Raw genomic sequence first — 17475 nt, forward strand, 5'->3', positions numbered from 1 at the left:
TCGTCAGTGATCGGGGAGGGAGGGCGCACAGGAGGCGGCGCAGAGGGCCACCGTCAAGTCCGCGACCAGCGTCTTGCGTTCGGTGTCGTCGAGGTCGACGACACCGCTGCGGTCCAGCAGTTCCACGGTGGTGCGGACGGAGTCGACGGCGGTGGCGAGCAGTCGCTCGCGCTGCTCGGATGCCAGGTCCGCGAGCACCCTCCGGCGCATCGCGCCCCCGAACTCCGGCGCGTATTCGATCCTGGTGGGCTGGGCGGAGTAGACCTCGATGCCCACCGCGGCGCAGTCGGCGGCGAGTTCCGCCCGGAGCTCCGCGGCCACGGACTCCGTGTCGCGCAGGCAGGCGGAACGGCCCGGGCCCGCGTCGACGGGCCGCCGCGAGAGCACCCTGACCGCCGTCGATTCGACCTGCGCGCGCAGGTACGCGGCGTGGTCGCGCACGGCGAACCGGGCCCGCGCGGTGTCCTTGACCTGCCACACGACCAGGACGACCGCGTGCAGGGCGACGCCCCGCGCGTCGGTGGCGGCCATCGGTTCGCTGCGCCAGTGCCGCAGCCGTACGTCGATGCGCCGACGCCGCAGGAGGGGCCGGACCCAGACCAGCCCGGTACGGCGCACGGTCCCCCGGTAGCGTCCGAACAGGGAGAGCGTCCGCGCCTCCCCCGCCCGGACCCGGAGCAGGCCGCCGACGACGCTCGCGCAGATCGCCGCGAGGACGCAGACCAGGGCCAGTCGGCCGGGGCCCGCGCCGAGCGGCCCGAGGAACGCCTCCGGTCCGCGGCCCGCCCCGGTCGCACGGGGCCACAGCAGGGCCGCCCCGGAGGCCGCGCAGCCGGAGCCGACGACCAGGGCGATCCAACCGGGCACGGCGGGCGCGGTCCGTTCCCGGATCGCGGCCAGCGGGGCGGGCCGTACGAGTCGGCGGGCGGGGGGCGTGGTGGCGGGCGGCCCGGCCGGACGGGGCCGGGCGGCGGCGCGCCGCGCGGACAGGTCGAGGACCGGGACGGGCCGGTCCTTCCAGGCCGGGCGCTGACGGTTGGCGCTCACGGCGTCAGGCCACGGTCGGGCAGGTCGGGGTGTTCGGGACGGCCGGGATGGTCGGGATCCGGTCGACGGGCCGCCCGCCCGGGACCCCTCGCCCCTCGGCAACCGCTCCGGTGGCCGGACGCCCGACGGGGGGCGCGGGGGCCGCGGGGGCGGCCGGGGCGGCGGGCCCGACGGAGCCGGTCGCGGCGACTGGCGCAACGGGGGTGACGGTGGAGGCGGCGGCGGGGGCCGCCGCGCCGACGTGCGCCGCGGATCCGGTCGGCCGCAGCCGTTCCCTGACCAGGGCCAGGTGCGCCGGCGCCAGTTGCTCACCGCCCGGCGCCGCCCGCCCGGCCGCCGGGGCCTGCTCGCGCGCCGCCTGGAGGGTCTGGACCGCCTCCACGGCCGCCGCGTCCGCCGCCCACCGGTGGCGTTCGGCCACCGCGCGCTCCTCCTCCGCGGAATCGGCCCGCCGGGCGGCTGCGTCGTGGGCGGCGACGGCCGCTTCGAGCGCGGCCTCCGCACGGGCGACGCGGACGCCGGACGCGTTCTCCATCTCGTACAAGTGGGCCAGCTGGCCGATCAGTTGCTGGACGTGACGGACCGCCTCGTCCAGCATGACGCGGGTCTCGTCCAGGGCCTGCCGGTAGCCGTCCGCCGACGGCGTCGGGGCGCCGGACAGGAGCGGCGCGGGCGCCGGGTCCGACGCGGAACCACGGCTCAGGATCCACCAGTTCTGCGCGGTGTGGAGGTCCCCGTCCTCGCCCAGCCGGTTGCAGTGGGCGGGGGACCGGCCAGGGGCCGCCCCCGGCCCCTCGGCCGGGTTGTCACAGTCCGGCCAACGGCAGAGGGCCTGCTGCCACGTCCATGGAGTCACTGACCTGCTCCTAGCGCACATCGATACGAGGAGCACCCGGCGGCGCTCCGACCGCGGGCGGCGGGGTGCGCGGTGGCCGGGTGCTCGGACACACATCAAGTCTTCGTGCGCGGGGCCGGGACTTTCGGCAGCCCTTCGGACCGGGAAGTCCGAAGGTCCGTGGACCTTCGACCCGGCGCCGGACGGGACCTTAGTCCCTTCGGTCGCGGCCGCCGCCCGGACCGGAGCCGGGCCCGGCTCAGCGTTCGGGAGTGCTCAGCAGGCCTTGGACGAGGATCGCGGCGCGCACCCGGTTGCCCACCCCGAGCTTGGACAGCACCCGGCTGACGTGCGCCTTGACGGTGGACTCGCCCAGGAACAGGCGCCCGGCGATCTCGGAGTTGGTGGCCCCCTCGGCGATCAGCGCGAGCACGTCGCGCTCCCGCCCGCTGAGGCCGTCCAGCTCCGCCCGCAGGGCGCGGGAGGGGTCGGCGGACCGTGCCGCACCGGCCCGGTACCCCTCGATCACCCGCGAGGTGACGGCGGGCGACAGCGCGCCGTGCCCCTCGGCCACCGCGCGCAGGGCCGCGACGATCTCCCTCGGGGGCGTGTCCTTGAGGAGGAAGCCGCAGGCGCCCCTGCTCAGCGCCCGGTGGACGTAGTCGTCGGCGTCGAAGGCCGTCAGGACGACCACCTTGGGCGGCCGGGGCAGCGCCAACAGGTCCTCGGTCGCGCTCAGTCCGTCCCGTACGGGCATGCGGATGTCGACCAGCGCGATGTCCGGGTTGCTCCACTCGGCCTGGGCGGCCGCGGCCCGGCCGTCACCGGCCTCGGCCACGACCGCGAACCCGCCGGCCGCCTCCAGGATGGTGCGCAGGCCCCGGCGGACGATCTCCTCGTCGTCGGCGAGCAGCACTCTGATCACCGTGTCTGTTCCTCCGTGGTGCGGCGCGCCGCTGGTGTGCGGTGCGCGTCGTCATGGGTCGGCAGGATCGCCGTCACCTCGAATCCGCCGTCGGGGCGTGCGCCGTGGCGCACCGTCCCGCCGAGCAGCTTCACCCGCTCGCGCAGGCCGAGCAGCCCGTAGCCGGTGCCGGGCGGGGACGGCTCGCGCGCGTCCGCGGGAGGCACCGTCGCCTCCGGAGCCCCGTTGCGCACGCTCACCCGCAGGGCCGCCGCGCCGCCGTGCTCCGCCCAGGCGCTCTCCACCCGTACCGGGCTTCCGGGCGCGTGTCTGATCGCGTTGGTCAGGGCCTCCTGGACGACCCGGTACGCCGTGAACTGGACGGTCCGGGGCAGCTCGTGGATCGCGCCGCCGGTCAGGTCCCGGCGCTCGACGCGGACGCCGGACGCTTCGCGGCAGCGGTCGAGCAGTTGGTCGAGGTCCTCCAGGGTCAGTTGGGGCGCGGCCACCTCCTCGCCCTCCGTCCTGATGACGCCCAGCATCTCGCGCAGCTCCGCGAGCGCCTCCCGCCCCGTGGCCCGGATCTCCGCGGCCCGGATCTCGGCGGCCGGGTCCGTGGTGGAGACCTCCAGGGCTCCGGCGCACAGGACCATCTGGCCCACCCGGTTGGCAACGATGTCATGCAGCTCGCGGGCGATCCGGGCCCGCTCCTCCGAGCGGACCCGGGCGGTCAGGAGCTCCTGTTCGTACCGGGCCCGTGCGGCCTTGGCGGTCAGCGTGCGGATCAAGCCGTGGTGGGCCCTGGTGTGGAAGCCGACGAGTACGGGGATCAGCACGTGCGTGAGCGCGCCGGTGACCGGGTCGAAGCCCGAGCTGGGGTCGTTGATCAGCACGGCCGCCACGTGGGTGGCCGCGGCGAGCAGCGTCCAGAGCCCGAGCACCCGCTTCCCGCCCTCGTGCAGGAAGCCGAGCGTGCCCATGGCCACCGTGAGGGCCAGCGGCGCGTGGGTGAGCAGATCGGCCGCCATCACCGCGAGGAGGACGGCGTGCGTGTGGCGCCGCCGCCACAGCAGGGCCGCTCCGGCCAGCACCTTGACGGCGATCTCCGGGCCCGTGTGGTCGGCCAGGGGACCCCAGCGCGGCTCGCTCATCGTCTTGAGCACGGCGTACAGGACGGCGCTGGCGGCGAGCAGGGCGCCCCACCGGTCGGCGGCGGGCAGGCACCGTTCCAGTGACCGGACGAGGCGCCGGGACGGCGGTGGGGCGGAGGCATTCACGATCAGCGAACAATAGGCAAAAATTCCGCAAAACGCACTTACATGATCATTACCTACCCGGCTGTCGAGGTCAGGAGAACAGTCGCCGCCAGGTCTCCCGACCGGGCAGCCCGTCCGCGTCCGCGCCGTTCCAGCCCTGCGCCAGCTGGAAGTCCCGCACGCCCCGGCGGTCGCTGTCCGACCAGCGGGGCCCCGGTCCCCGCGTGTAGTGACGGCCGTGACCGCGCTCGACCAGGCGCTCGCCGAGCCGCTGGACGTGGGCGTTCGACCGCCCCGGACCGAAGGCGTCGGCCCCCGGGTAGGCGGGCCCGCCGTCTCCGCGCCCGCTGCCCCGCCCCTCCCCCGGGCCGATGTCCTTCCCCCCGCCCGTCACCAGGAGCTTCCAGGTCGCCGGACCCGGCAGGCCGTCCGCGTCCGGGCCCGTCCACCCCTGCGCGCGCTGGAACGCCCGCGTCGCGCGCCGGTCGACGTCCCCCCAGCGGGGGCCCGGACCCGAGGTGTAGTACGAACCGGCGCCGCGCCGGACGAGCATCTCGCCGAGCCGGGTCACGTGGCGGTTGTCCGCCCCGGCGCCGAAGGAGCCGCGCCCCGGATAGTCGGCCTCGGAGGGTTCGCGGCCCCGGTCACCGTCGTCCCCGCCCCGGTCCAGCCCCTTGTGCCGGTAGGCGACGTACCCGTCGGCGTTGTTCCAGTAGGCGTAGGGCGTGCCGCGCGCGATCGTGTGCGGCCTCGTCTGCTCGTACGCCGTGTACCGCGTGCGGGCGGCGTCGAGCCAGCCGCCGAACAGCACCACGTGGGAGCCCGCGCCCGGATCGGCCGGGTCGTGGCGGAGCAGCATGTCCCCGGGCGCGAGCTCGCTCTTGGATATCCGCTCGCCGAAGGCGGCGAGGCTCCCCGTCCACTCGCTGCCGCCCAGCCGCCACGCCATCGACAGGAAGCCCGAGCAGTCCTGGCGGTACCCGTCCTTCCAGTACCGGCTCGTGCTGTACGGGACCTCGGCGTCGACCCAGACCTGCGCACGCCGCATGATCTCCTGGCGGGTGACGGGCCCGGCCGTCGCCGCGGCGCGGGCCCCCTGCTCCGCGTACGAGGACCGCCGGGCGGCGGTCGACCCCGCGTCCGGCTGCGTCGCGGGAGCCGCCGAGGCCACACCGCTCAGCACGGCCGAGGCCCCGACCAGCGCGCCCACCGCCGTCGCCGCGCCGCGCACCGTCAGGACCCGCGGCCCGCCCCCCTTCCCGGCCGCCGGCGGCCGGCTCCGACACCGGACGCACGGGCACGACTGCGGTTCCGGGTGGAACTCCTCAAAGGCGGGTGCATGCATCGCGATCGTCTCCCAGTCCGTTCGAGGCGGACCGGTGACGGAGCCACGGGCCCGCGATCTCCTCGCGTGGACCAAGATCATCACAAGGCCCCGGACCGCCCCCGCACGACGAAGGTCCCCCCAGCCGGGGACTTTCGACCCGAGGCCCACCCCGGCTCGCGTCAGGCGAGCGACGGGATGATCTGTGTGCCGTACGCGTCGATCACGGTCTCGCGGGCGTCGTGCATGGCGTAGAGGGCGAACTGGTCGACGCCCAGGGCGCGCAGGGCGCGGAGCTTGTCGATGTGGGCCTCGGCCGGGCCCAGGAGGCAGAAGCGGTCGACGATCTCGTCGGGGACGAAGTCGGTGGAGGGGTTCCCGGCGCGGCCGTGGTGGCTGTAGTCGTAGCCCTGGCGGGACTTGATGTACTCGGTGAGCGCCCGGGAGGCCGGCCCCTCCCAGCCACCTTCGGCCGCGTACTGCCACCTGCGCTCTGGCGTACTGAACCCGAGAGTACGACCGCCAGCCACGCTGCTCGTCCCAGCGGCCGATCAGGCCGTTCCTCACCCATTTCGCCCCGTCGGTCAAACGATCGACGGGGCGAAAGAGAGATCCATGGTAGCCGTATGCCCACGATGGGCTGGGTCGCCGTCTCGCGATGTCCGTCTACGAGGTGGGAGCCGGACCCTTCACAAGGAGAGCACTGTCGCCGTCGCCGACCCAGGCAGACAGAACCCTTACCTCGCCTTTCTGAACGACCTTCAAGGTTGCACCGCCACCACCGGCGAAGTCGATATTGACTTCAGGGCCAGCACCGTATTCACCGAAGCTCCAGGTGCCGCTGCCTTCGAGGAGTTCCTTGCCCAGGATTTTGATCCCCGCACCCTTGGTGAACGATGTGTGCAGTTTCACGGCGGCGAATGTACCGTCCTCGCGCAACGTCAGAAACGCCGCGTAGTCGCCTTGCCAGGAACCGACCAGCTCCTTCCGCTGGACACTTTGAGCCTTTTTGAGCGGCGGGGCATCACCAAAGCCACATCCCGCCACAGTCCACGTCACCACGAGGAAGCAGGCAAGTATTTTGAAGACAATACTCCACTTCCCACTCGCGCCAAGCGCACTCATCAGTACCTCAACTCCTCACGCCAGGCGACCAGATGATGCTTCGGTCCCATCATCCCGAAGATTCCAGTCCGGTCCAGCGCCTGAGCCTTGAACTCCCCAGGAGTTCCATATCCCGTGAACAGGTGGACCGCAGACGAGAAATCTGACGTCTCGTCCACCATGAACTGCACTTGTATCCCCTTGCTCGAAGACGCAAGGACCCGTCCCGTTATTTGAAACGACCCCAAAAGAACCTTGACCGAGTTGGCGTCACGCAAATTTGTCGTAGCGCTCAGTAAGTCTCTCAAGAACTGAAGGCCCAGCTCAGGAGCCGAAAGACTCTTGAGGGAATACGGGTCCCCGACGGCCTTCAGATCCTGCTTTCCAGTATCTTTCCATTTCTTCAGCGCGGCGACACGGGCACCTGCCGCTTCCTTGGTTCCGGCCATCAGCATGGCCATCTTGCTTCCATCGCCGTAGGTGGCATCGTCCGGGCCAATACCCAGCACCCAGTTCGCCAACAATTCCATGACTCCGGTCGCAGGCGCCAACGTGCTGGGCAAAGACTCCGTGCAGGCCAGCAGGATCGGGTCCGCTCGGCACATCTGGTCGTGGAGTTTGCGGTTCTCCGGCGCCGCCGCTGCATCCTGCCGTTCCATCTGATCAAAACGGATCGGAGGGTTGTAAAGCTTGGAGACGAATGGCGCAGGATCGCGGACTAGTTGGTGCCACTCAGGATAGTTGTAGAAGGCTTTTGGATCGGATCCCGTGTTGTACTCCAGCGCGGGCGAGTTCGCGGGCAGCGGGGTGTCATTGTGGCCGTTCGGGCCACGGGTAGGGCAGTCCAGCTCAGCACACATGCCTGACGGATCGGCGCTCGTGGTGGGGTTGTTACCCGCGTAGGTGTAGCCGTTCAGTGACTGGGCTGCGTTCGGCGTCAGGACCGGGTCGACGCTGAGAAACTGGCCGAGAGCCGCGTCGTACTCGCGGGCTCCGACATGGGTTAGGCCCGTGTTGGTGTCCTCAGGCTTGTCCAGGAAACGCTTGTCGTCCGGCCAATTCTCGGCGATCGGTCCGCGTGCGCCGCCAAAGGGGGTGGTGTACCGCTTCGACAGCGTTTGGCTGTCGTCGGCGGACACCGCCAGTGAGGAGGTGCCGTGTGCATCGGGGGCAACATAGGACAGTTTGGCGGTACCGGATTCGTTCGTCAGAACGCCGACCTTGGTACCAGCGATGCTGTAGGAGCGGGTTGCCCATTTTTTAGTGCCCTTGAGGTGGACCTCCGACGAGCCGGTATAGAGAACTGTTTCGCCAGCCGGGTCGCGGCGGATGAGGAGTTCGCCGTCCGCATCGTAGACATAGTCCGTGACGGTCGTACCCTCAGCGGTCTTGACGAGCTTGCCCTCCGTTCCCCAGGTCAGGTTCTGGGAGGTGGCGCTACCCGGAGTTTCGGCACGTTTGGTCGTGTTGCCCATGGCGTCGTAGGTGTACTGCGCCTGGACCCCCGAGCAGGTGGCGCCGATGGTGGTGGCCGCCAGCGCGTGCGGGCGGGTCGGGTCGTAGCAGTAGGTGCGGACCTGAGGGGCGCCGGTGTTGGTCTTCTCCGTGGCTCGCTGTCCAGAGGCGGTGTAGGTGTAGCCGGTCCAGTACGGGGCAGCACCGTCCAGGCTGGCGACGGTGCGGTTGGTGGCTGTGCAGTCTGGGTTTTTGGGGGTCCAGGCTTCGGTCAGACGCCGCTGGCCATCGTAGGAGAAGCACTGGTTGTCGGACTTGGTGAATCCGCTCTGCGGGGCTTGGTCGAAGATCGACAGGACGTTGCCGGCCTGGTCGTAGGTATAGGTCAATTCCTGGAGCAGGCCTGTGTGGCTCTGGTCGTTGACCGTTGACCGCAGCAGGCGTCGGGTGCCCTCCTCGTAGGTGTTGCCGATGAAGGTCTTGCGTACCCCAGCAGCCGCGGAGCGGGCGAGCGTGAGCTGTTGAACGTCCCCCAGCGGGGAGTACGCGAGGTCCTGGACGTAGTCGGTCGTGCCGCTTAGCGCATTGGGAAGTCCGAAGGCGTTGTAACGCACTTGGAGGATCTCAGCAGGCAGCCCGCCGACCGCCGGCGCGGAGGTGGTGTTCACCGTGCCGTCGAGTCGATAGTTCACCGTGTGCTCGGTGACGGCTGCAGTGGCGCCCGATACGACAAGCGGGTCGTCTGTCGGCAGGGCCAGCCGAGTCGTGGCGGGACGGCCCAGCGCATCGTAGGCAGTGATGGACTTGGTATAGGCCTTGCCCGTCAGACCGCCTTCGTAGCGTGTGGAGTCCGCTGGAGCGCCCTTGCGGACGCTGTCGTACGTCCACGCCGCGAGCCTATTGGTGTCGGACTTCGGGGATCTCCACAGGCCGGTCTTGCGTCCGAGTTCGTCATACCCGTACTCCAGGACCGTGTTGCGTGCGTCCGTAGAGGTCGCGATCTGGTCCAGGGCCGTGTATGTCGTGGCACCGTTCCCCTTGTCGGGGTCAGTAGTGGTGACGGCCCGGCCGAAGAGGTCGTAGCCGTACGTCCACTTCGCGTTGTCCGGCCCGGTGATCGTCGCCGGTTTGCCATCTCGTGTGTACTCGTGGCTCACGCTGGTGTACGGCGTGCCCCTCGCGGCACCACCGTACGCCGGGTCGTCCGGGGTGGTCCCGCCGTAGGTGCGAACCTCCGTTTCCCGACCGAGGGCATCACTGATCGTTCGGCTCGCCGTGCCGCCCTGGACTGCGGTCGTGGCTACGGAGTCACCGGTGTAGGTGGTGCTGGTGGTCTGCTTCTGTACCCCGTACACGAGGAGCGAGGAAGTAACGGGCCGGCCCAGACCGTCGAAGACGGTCTGCGTCTGGGCGGGTGTACTGCCGAACGCCGCGCGGGCGTAGAGGCCCTCCGGCGCCTTGTCCTTGTCCCAGATGTCGGCGTACGACTCGTAGGCCAGGCCACGCGAGTCGTATCGAGTGTCGGTCAGGACCCGGCCGCCGCCCGGCGACGGGGTCTGGATCTGGAGCGGGCGCAGCAGAGCGTCCGCGATCGTGTAGACCGTCCTGTAGCTTCCGTCGGCGGCGAGGGTGCCCACCGAGGTCCACGGCTGCTTGCCGCGTTCCAGTAGGTAGCCGTACCTGACGTTCGGGGACTGGGACTGGGCACGGTTGGGGAGCCAGGTGGCGGTGACGCGGCCGAGACCGTCGTAGGTGTTGAAGGTCGAAGCCATGTTGGCATCGATGCCGCGCACGATGGAGCCGCGCAGGTCCAGGTAGGTGTACGTCTTGTGCTGCTGACCATTGGAGGAGAGCTTCGGCGCGGTGATCACGGTGACTTCCAGCGGTCCGGACGCGGCTGGCGCGTAGCTGGTCGTCGTCATGTTTCCGGTCGCGTCCGTGCTGGTCAACGGTCGGCCGAGCCTGGCAGTGGTCGTGTCGTACGTCGTCTTCGAGAGGGTCTGCCAGCCGGCACCGCCGACCGGGTCACGGTCGGCGGTGCCGCTGCCTGCCGGATACGACTGGGCCCGGCCGGTCCAGGTGGCCAGGCCCAGAGTCGGTGTCTGGTTCGAGGTCCAGGCTGAGGCGGCGGTGTCGTCGTACACCGTGGCCGTGTCGGACAGGACGTCGCCGCGGGTCGCCGATGTGATCGGCAACGTCAGCTTGTCGTCGGTGACGGAGCAAGGGGCGCCAACCGTGCGGGTGCGCGACGTCAGTCTGGTGAGGCCCTTGGAGACGTTCCGGGCGTACCAGACGCGGGTGCAGGTCTCGTCACCAGTCTTGGCCGTGTCACCGGAGGACGACGTCTTCATCGGCATGCCGTAGTCGTCGTAAGTGCTTTCGGTGCGGGTGGTGCGCCAGGTGTTCGATGCGGTGAGGAAGGTGTGTTTGTAACTGGCCCCCGGGCGGACGTAGTAGGACTTGATGTCGGCGTACGACTTCTGCTGACTCGCGGTTTCCTTGCTCCACGGATCTGCGACGGTGACGGAGAGCGGGGTGGCTCCGTCATAGGCGATCTCCTGGCGCTGGGAGCCGGCGTACTGGTCGTCGTCGTTCATGTCGGGGATCGTCAGGCCGGGCACCGGGACAGCGGTGACGACGGTCGTGCGGGTGGCGCTCGTGGACTTGCGCTTGTCGCCGCGCATCCCCTGCATGAAGACCTTGACGGTCTTGGAGCGGGTCTTGCCCGTGGCTCCGGTGTAGGCGGTCACCTTGCCGTAGCCACGCCAATCGGACCAGGTCCGCTCGTCCTCGGGAGTGAGCGGGTCGTCGTTGTGGTGCCAGGCCGGGTTCTCGTACTCGTACGTGTACTCGACGAGGTCGTTCTGTCCTGCCGGATCGGCGACAGTTACGGCTCTGACGTTGTACTTGTGGAACCAGTCGAGTTTGGGGTCGCCGCCGTTGACGGGCCAGTAGACCGGGTAGCAGGACAGGGCGTTGTCATCCTCGGCCGTCGGCATCCTGCTGCCGCGAACACACTGCGGGTCGGAGAGCGTGACCGTGGTGATGGCACCGGTCTCGGAAGTGATGGTGTTGATGCGCGGACGACTGAGCGGGACCACATCGTCACCATCTGCGTCGACGCGGTTCGGGCGCATGTGGTAGGTGAAGTCGACGGGCGGGACCGCCGACGTCGACCCGTTTCGGCCAGTGCGCGTGAGGGACTTCAGGACCATTGTCTGGTCGCTGGTGTCACCTAGGTCACCCGCGTCCAGGTAGTCCTGGGTCAGGCCGAAGGTGTCGACGAGCGTGTAGTTGTCCGGCTCGGCTGCCGTGGACCACGCGTAGGTGTTGACGGCCGTCATGCGCTTGCGTGTGAAGAAGGCCGGTCCGGATGCCCGGCAGTCGGTTGCACTCGACAGGCAGATCGCGTCGAAGGGGACGTCGGGCCAGTTGTCCGAGGTGTCCCTGGTCAGGTCGTCGCACTTGGCCGCGAAGCAGCGCTCCTTGTAGTCGAAGGTGACCTTGTGGGAGGCCGTGCCGGTGAAGAGCGCGTCGGCCCGCTGACCGTATCGGATTTCGGAAAGGCTGCCGCCGCGGGTGTAGGGCAGGAGCGTGGCCTTGTCCCCGTTCTTGGCGTAGTTGTTGGTCTCCGTCGCGTACCAGTAGCTAGCGGCGTTGCCATGGACGTCCTGGACAAGGTCCAGGTTCCAGCGCCAGGCCTGGGTTTCGTGGCGGTTGGCGAAGGTGGATCCCTTGGTGTAGCCGGGCTCGCCGGCATCGTCGCCGAAGACGGGCACGGTCCAGGCAGAGTTGGTGCGCTGGGTTCCTGCGCCAGGGAGCCTGTTCAGGCCGAAGGTGTAGGTGGTGCCGTCACCGGTGACCACCTTCCAGTACTCTCCGTCGGCATCACCGTTGTCGGCACCGGTGCCCCAGGTGACCTGGGAAGCGTCGTCGTCCTTGAGCCTCCATTTGCCGCTGACATCGTCCTTGACCAACTCGGTGGACTTGCCGTTGAGGACCAGGGAGGCATTCTCGTACTTCCAGCAGAGGTCGAACTTGTCCTTCTGTCCGTCGTCGTCACAGGAGCCGTACTTCCGCTCGATGTACGAAGACGTCAGCTCGAAGCCCTCACCGACCTGCGACCCCTGGTTGTTCGAGTTGGCGGTCCGACCGTCGATGCTTCCGCTGCTGTACGAGAACGCCAGCGACGGCGCGGGGCCGGCCGCGGCGGGCGGGACCACCACCGGGTAGGACCAGGTGAAAGCGCCCCCGGATGAGCCGGACTCCCAGTTGGAGGAGGCCGAGAGCGGGGTCGCCTTGAAGTCGCCGCCGCCTTGGGGCGAACCGCTACCTGTGGCCATCACTGCAAAGACGGCAGCGGTCGTCGCCGGGCCCTTCGCCACCGCAGTGGGCCGGGCCGCGGTTCCGGCGGGGAGCGAGGTGACATCGGCCGTCACGGTGCGGTTCTTGACGCTGTTGGCCGAGGGCAGCGGGGTGGTCTTGCGACACTCCGCTTTCTCAGGGGTGGTCAACGCGCAGGCCGGCAGGCTGACCAAGCCAAGGCGAGTGGACCAGCCGCCGCCCACGGCGGAGGCGAAAGAATCGTAGTCAACGGTGACCTGTGCCGGACTGGTTGTGTCGTTGGTGGCGGTGAAGAGCACGCCGGTGATGCCGACCCGCTCCGCCGCCCTCTGGTCGAGCACCTTGACGACGGATACCGCGGCCGTGGTGGGCTGGGCCGCAGCGAAGGGGCCCGCGGGCACGGACGGGGAGAGCAGCAGGCTCCTGGGTTGCGCGGTCGAGCGCACGTCAACCAGTCGCCGGGAGGGCGCGCGACCGACGGAGGTGCCTTGGATCAGGGTGGTGGCCTTCGGCCATTCGGCCTTGGCCTCGGTGCGGGCGCGGTCTGCCTGGGCCCTGTTTTCGGCCTGGTTCCTGGCGACCAGCGCCTGGGCTGCCTTGGCGCCGTGAGCGTTGACCGCCCGGACCTCGGCGTCCCGCGCTTTGGCGATCTTGGGCGGGCCAGGGAGGTCTGCGGCGGCCGCGGCGGGGGCGAGGGAGCCAGGCAGGGCGAGGGCCAGGGCCACGGCCGCTGCTAAGGGCAGGGGGCGGCGGAATCCTCCGACTGGTGAGCGGCTGGACACGAATGCTCCAAGGTAGGTATGGGCGTAGGCGGCCGTGGCTGCCCGAGGGGCGGCCACGGCCATGCGGCGCTGTGGTGGTCAGGTCCGCGATGCGTTCGTCGGGCCTATCGGCCTTCGTGTGTCAGCTGCCAGCGTCGAAGACTTCGTCCGCGACCTGGGCGGCATCCTTCATGGCACCGGACCACAGGCGCATGCCCTTGATCTCTCCGGGCAGGAAGTTGCCCCAGGCACTGTTGGTGAAGCCCTTGCCGACGGCGAGTTCGCCGCTGCCGACGCCAGCGGTGTAGGCCTTGGGCTGTGCCTGGCCGACCGACCCCACGTAGAGGGCGATCGTGCCGTCCTGGGCATTGTGGACACCGGTTACCTGCACGCCCGTGTTGACCGCGGCCAGGCTGTCGCTTGCCACTGAAGTCCCGGAGCCGTCGGCCGTGAGGCGGCCGAAGCGCCAGGTTCCTTCGACGGTGCTCACCATCTTGGTCGGGTCCAATTCGGACGCCTCGGTTCGGATGCCGGTCTTCTCGAACCACAGGCCCCAGGAGGAACCGGTTGCGGTGCGCTGGCCAATCACCTGGGCCCGGTATCCGTTCGGCTTGTCGATCAGGGCGGCGTTGGAGAGCTTTGCCTCGGCCGTCACCGTGAAGGAGCCGTTGTCGTCGACGACCGGTCCGGCGGCGGTTGCCGCCTGGGAGGCTCCGTTGAGGACGAGCGCGCCGGCAGTGACCGGGGTGCCGGCGGTGGTGGTCAGGACACGGCCGCTGCCCGAGGTGTCGGCGAAGGTGGTGGCGCCGGACTGGGACAGGTCCCAGGCTCCTGCCAGGTCCACATGGCTCTTGCCGCTCGCCGGGTCGAAGAGCGCGGCATCCTGCTTGACGGCGAGGTCGCTCAGTTCGTCCTGCCAGACCTTGACCTCGTCGATCCGTCCCTGGAGATAGTCCGTCCAGGCACCTCGGTGCTTGATCGCGCCGATACCCATGGCTCCGATGGAGTTGATGGGACTGGTGACGGTCATCTGCCCCTGAAGCTGTCCGTTGACGTAGAGCCGGGCGAGGTCTGTGGATTCGTTGTACGTTGCGGCGACGTGGGTCCACACCCCGGCCTGCGCCGGATTCAGTCCAGTGAGCCGACTGATGGTCTTGTAGCCCTCAGGTGTGTCGTCAGTGGCCATTTGCATCATCCACGGCTGGCCGGGAAAGGCGGTAATGGCGACGCCGCTGAAGTTCTGACCCGCCTGACCGACCATGGAGAAGCTACCGTCGGTGCGGTCGAGGCGGACCCAGCCTGCGACCGTGAAGGAGGAACGGGTGTCTATGACCGGCTTGGAAGTGACGGCGTACTGGTTGGTGCCCGCCAGTTGGAGCGAACGGTCGCCGTGGGGAGCCGGACTCTGAACCCAGCCGCGGCGGCCGTTCTCCGGCCGCAGTGCGCCGGCGGTGAGGTCCGCGTTGTCCTGGAGAGCGGGGTCAGTGGTCGAGGTGTCGAGCGCCTTGCCCGTGCTCTCGTCGAAGCTCCAGGCGGCGACAGGACCTGACCCTTGCTTGACCACGAAGTCGACAAGGGTCGTGGCACCCCAACGGCCCTGACGGTCCCTGGCCCTCACCAAGAGTCGCATGGTGCCGGAAACGGGCGGGGTTATCGAGACCGTCACGCTGGCTACCGGCAGCGTGGTGGTCCAGTCTGCGTCGGTCGACAGCTTGTACTGATACCCCAAGCCCCAGGCTTCCCCGGACGCGGGAGCGAAGGAGAATTGACCTGCCTGACCAGGTTTCCCCGCGGCTACGCACGAGGTGCTGGTGCAGGCGCTGTACGGACCACCGAAGCTGACCCTCGGTGCGCGGGGAGCCGTAGTGTCGATCTTGAAGTAGCAGTTTCCGCTGGGAGCGCTGTCCCGTACCTGTGCGTCCGCGAAGGATCGGGTCCATGCGCGGTACCGGTAGAGGACACCTTCCGCCAGCGACGTAGGTGTGTCACTAGTGACCCTGACGTTGTCCCCCACATAACCCGAACTCGGGCGCTCGATGGAGGGGCTGTCAGTCGCGCCGGCACGCACCGGCTTCCAACTGCCGTCGGCTTCCTTTTTCTCCGTCTGCATCCCGATCCGCAGCGAGGCTGCCAGCTCGCCGCCCGAAACCGTCTCGGTGGTCGCGGTCAGTGACGGTGTCGGATCAGTGGCGATCGTCGGTGCGTTCTCGACGTTGCTGCACACCTCCCTGTCGCCGGTGACCAGGCCCACGGAGATCGGAACGTTGGGCTTGCTGATGTAGTCGACGGACAGAACGGCATCGTTACGGAACCGCTTCCACGCCGCGGTGTCCGACTCGTCCTCGGCCCTCAGCTCCAGGTCCAGCCGGTTATACCTTCCATTCGCGAAATCCCGGACGGTGGGCGTGAGGTTCTCGTCCGGCTCGTCCGGGATATTGTCGGAGAACTCCACGGGAGCCGCAGGCGAGTTGGGGTCGCAGGCTGAACCCCGGCCCGCTGATAGCCAGCGGTCTCCCATGAGGTCTGCGTAGTTGGGCTTGTTCGACCATGTGGTGGAGGGGCTGATCTCCCCGTCCATCCGGACCAGCCAGACGTTGCGCAGGTCGCATTGGAAGGCCCATGGTTCGGTGACCCGGAAGCGGGCGGTGAGAATCTCTTTGCCGACCAGCTTGCTCGGCGAGAACTCGAAGTACAGCCGCTGGGTGTAGCCCGGCCCGCAGTAGTAGCCGTTCCAGGACGCGCACCTGCCCATTCCCTTACCCAAACCGTCGTCCCCGTTGTCCCAGTCCCAGAACTTCACGCCGTCGTCTCGGAGCGCGGTGTGCTCCGTACCGTCGTCGAGGGAGACCGAGGGGTCGATGTAGAGAGGGAACGCCGCCGGGTCGCTCTGGGCGAGCAGCCCCGCGTCCGGGATCACTGCGAGAGCGTCGGCATCAACCTGAGTGGGGATGCCCGCCGTCTGGGCCCCAGCGTCAGGGCCGTCCGCGAGGTCATCCTTCGGAGTGGCTCCCTCGCTGATCAGAGGAGCGAAGCCCCCCTCGCCCTTGCCTGCCTTCGGCTTCGGGGCTGCCGTTTCCGATACCGCCTTCGCAGGAGCCGACGCGATCTTCGAACTCCACATCAGCGCCGGCGGCGCCTTGAAAACCTGCTTGCCGTTGGCATCGGTGGCAGTCAGACCGCCGTCCTTGCTCGTGTTGAGCTGGATGCCCTTCGCTTTGAGATCGAACTCGACGCGCCGGAGCTTCGGGTTCTTCGCGGCCTGAGGCGTCTTCACCACGAGAACCTCACGGAAGCCCTTCAGGGTGGCCGTCATCCGCAGGTCCACTCCGGGCAGGACCTCCGGGTACAGGGCGCTGTCCCCATCCAGCATGGGCTTCGGTAACACGCCCCCCTGCCATCCCAGCGAAACGGAACGACCGCCGTGCTCGATGGTCACCAAACTCGACCGGCCACCACCACCTGAAAAACTCACTCCCGCGACAGCCGCCTTGGGGCCCACCGTCCCGTCGGCGCGGACTTCCAGCGTGGCGTCGGGTGTCACCCAGCTACCGTTCTTCGCTTTGACGCGCACAGGAACAGCGGACTGTTCAAGCCGGAAAGACCTCCCGTCAGGATTTGCATAGGTCGTGGTGGATTCCGTCCGCTCGCCCTGTACTTCGACCGGCTTTCCTGATGCGGCTGCCGATCTGAGCGCCTTCTCGTTTTCACTCACCGGCGCTTCGTCAGCGGCGACCGCCATCGGCACGTATGCCGGGGCTACGACCACAACTATTGCCATACCAAGAGCGGTCGCCACGGCATGGCGAAGCCGCCGACCCTCGATTGCAGACATGTTCCCCCATCGCTGTCTGACACGGGGATCTCCCCAGCCCCCGAGTCAAGCCGAGCCTTCAAAGACTACGGCGCTAGACCGTAGATCGAACCCTAACTCCCTTACTAGACAGCCAGGTTGAAGAATGAGCGGTTGGCAAGAATCAACTCGTACCCATATCCCGCAAGAGTCCGACATGGCCCCTCATGCCGGGCGGCGCTCGCCGCAGCAGCCGCCATCCGCATGGAAGTCATCACGTGATATCGCAGAAGCCTGGCGCGGCGATCTGCAAGCGCAGGCGGATCGCGTCGGCCATCGCGGTCTTCCCGCCAGCGGATTGGTACCGCGCCTGATCGAGCTGTCCTTAACTTCTGCCGGCCGGCCGTCATTTGAAGCCGCGGCACCGAATATTCCCTAGCCCTATACCTGGCGAAGGGAGATCCCTGACCTGCGCACGCCAGGAAATCGCAGCCTGCGGGGCCGACCTCCTGGCCGGCCCCGCATCACTCGCGAGGGTCAGCCGAGGGCCGGGATGATGTGTGTGCCGTACGCGTCGATCACGGTCTCGCGGGCGTCGTGCATGGCGTAGAGGGCGAACTGGTCGACGCCCAGGGCGCGCAGGGCGCGGAGCTTG

General features: G+C 68.9%; 9 protein-coding genes and 2 pseudogenes. 1 reads left to right on the forward strand and 10 read right to left on the reverse strand.

The window, feature by feature from the left end; all coding sequences use genetic code 11:
* Positions 1–3: 3 nt before the first annotated feature.
* From ACFWAR_RS02185 to ACFWAR_RS02225, 9 genes and pseudogenes are all read right to left on the reverse strand, one after another.
* On the reverse strand, positions 4–1047 hold the full coding sequence (locus ACFWAR_RS02185) for an SPFH domain-containing protein (protein ID WP_385772347.1): 1044 nt from the start codon (positions 1045–1047) through the stop codon (positions 4–6).
* Between the two features lie 4 nt (positions 1048–1051).
* Positions 1052–1903, reverse strand: coding sequence for a hypothetical protein (locus ACFWAR_RS02190; RefSeq protein ID WP_385772348.1), 852 nt, complete (start codon positions 1901–1903; stop codon positions 1052–1054).
* A gap of 238 nt (positions 1904–2141) precedes the next feature.
* Positions 2142–2807 carry a response regulator gene (locus ACFWAR_RS02195; protein ID WP_385772349.1) on the reverse strand — a complete coding sequence of 222 codons (666 nt, stop codon included), beginning with the start codon at positions 2805–2807 and terminating at the stop codon, positions 2142–2144.
* Positions 2804–4063, reverse strand: coding sequence for a sensor histidine kinase (locus ACFWAR_RS02200; protein WP_385772350.1), 1260 nt, complete (start codon positions 4061–4063; stop codon positions 2804–2806). Before ACFWAR_RS02200 ends, ACFWAR_RS02195 begins: the two co-directional genes overlap by 4 nt.
* 70 nt (positions 4064–4133) lie before the next feature.
* Positions 4134–5273 (reverse strand): peptidoglycan-binding protein, encoded by a 1140-nt coding sequence (locus ACFWAR_RS02205; RefSeq protein ID WP_385772351.1) that lies wholly within the window; start codon positions 5271–5273, stop codon positions 4134–4136.
* Positions 5274–5548: 275 nt separating this feature from the next.
* Positions 5549–5812: pseudogene (locus tag ACFWAR_RS02210) on the reverse strand (LLM class flavin-dependent oxidoreductase); the annotation flags it as partial.
* Between the two features lie 220 nt (positions 5813–6032).
* Positions 6033–6491, reverse strand: coding sequence for a hypothetical protein (locus ACFWAR_RS02215; RefSeq protein ID WP_385772352.1), 459 nt, complete (start codon positions 6489–6491; stop codon positions 6033–6035).
* On the reverse strand, positions 6491–12994 hold the full coding sequence (locus ACFWAR_RS02220; RefSeq protein WP_385772353.1) for an RHS repeat-associated core domain-containing protein: 6504 nt from the start codon (positions 12992–12994) through the stop codon (positions 6491–6493). Before ACFWAR_RS02220 ends, ACFWAR_RS02215 begins: the two co-directional genes overlap by 1 nt.
* 178 nt (positions 12995–13172) lie before the next feature.
* The gene (locus ACFWAR_RS02225) at positions 13173–16862 is read right to left on the reverse strand and encodes a LamG domain-containing protein (RefSeq protein ID WP_385772354.1); all 3690 of its coding nucleotides are present in this window, start codon (positions 16860–16862) and stop codon (positions 13173–13175) included.
* 124 nt (positions 16863–16986) lie between these two features.
* On the opposite strand from ACFWAR_RS02225, the gene ACFWAR_RS02230 reads away from it, so the two are divergent.
* Entirely contained in the window at positions 16987–17259 is a 273-nt protein-coding gene (locus tag ACFWAR_RS02230; protein ID WP_385772355.1) for a hypothetical protein, read from the forward strand.
* A gap of 98 nt (positions 17260–17357) precedes the next feature.
* On the opposite strand, the pseudogene ACFWAR_RS02235 reads toward ACFWAR_RS02230, so the two are convergent.
* Positions 17358–17475, reverse strand: a pseudogene (locus ACFWAR_RS02235) (TIGR03842 family LLM class F420-dependent oxidoreductase); the annotation flags it as partial.

Origin of the sequence: Streptomyces sp. NPDC059917, from assembly GCF_042730635.1 — a bacterium.
GTDB lineage: Bacteria > Actinomycetota > Actinomycetes > Streptomycetales > Streptomycetaceae > Streptomyces.

Excerpts from the sequence above, each read along its gene's own strand:
- ACFWAR_RS02215 (WP_385772352.1), bottom strand. The coding sequence starts at position 6,491 with ATGAGTGCGCTTGGCGCGAGTGGGAAGTGGAGTATTGTCTTCAAAATA.
- ACFWAR_RS02225 (WP_385772354.1), bottom strand. The coding sequence starts at position 16,862 with ATGTCTGCAATCGAGGGTCGGCGGCTTCGCCATGCCGTGGCGACCGCT.
- ACFWAR_RS02230 (WP_385772355.1), top strand. The coding sequence starts at position 16,987 with ATGAGCGGTTGGCAAGAATCAACTCGTACCCATATCCCGCAAGAGTCC.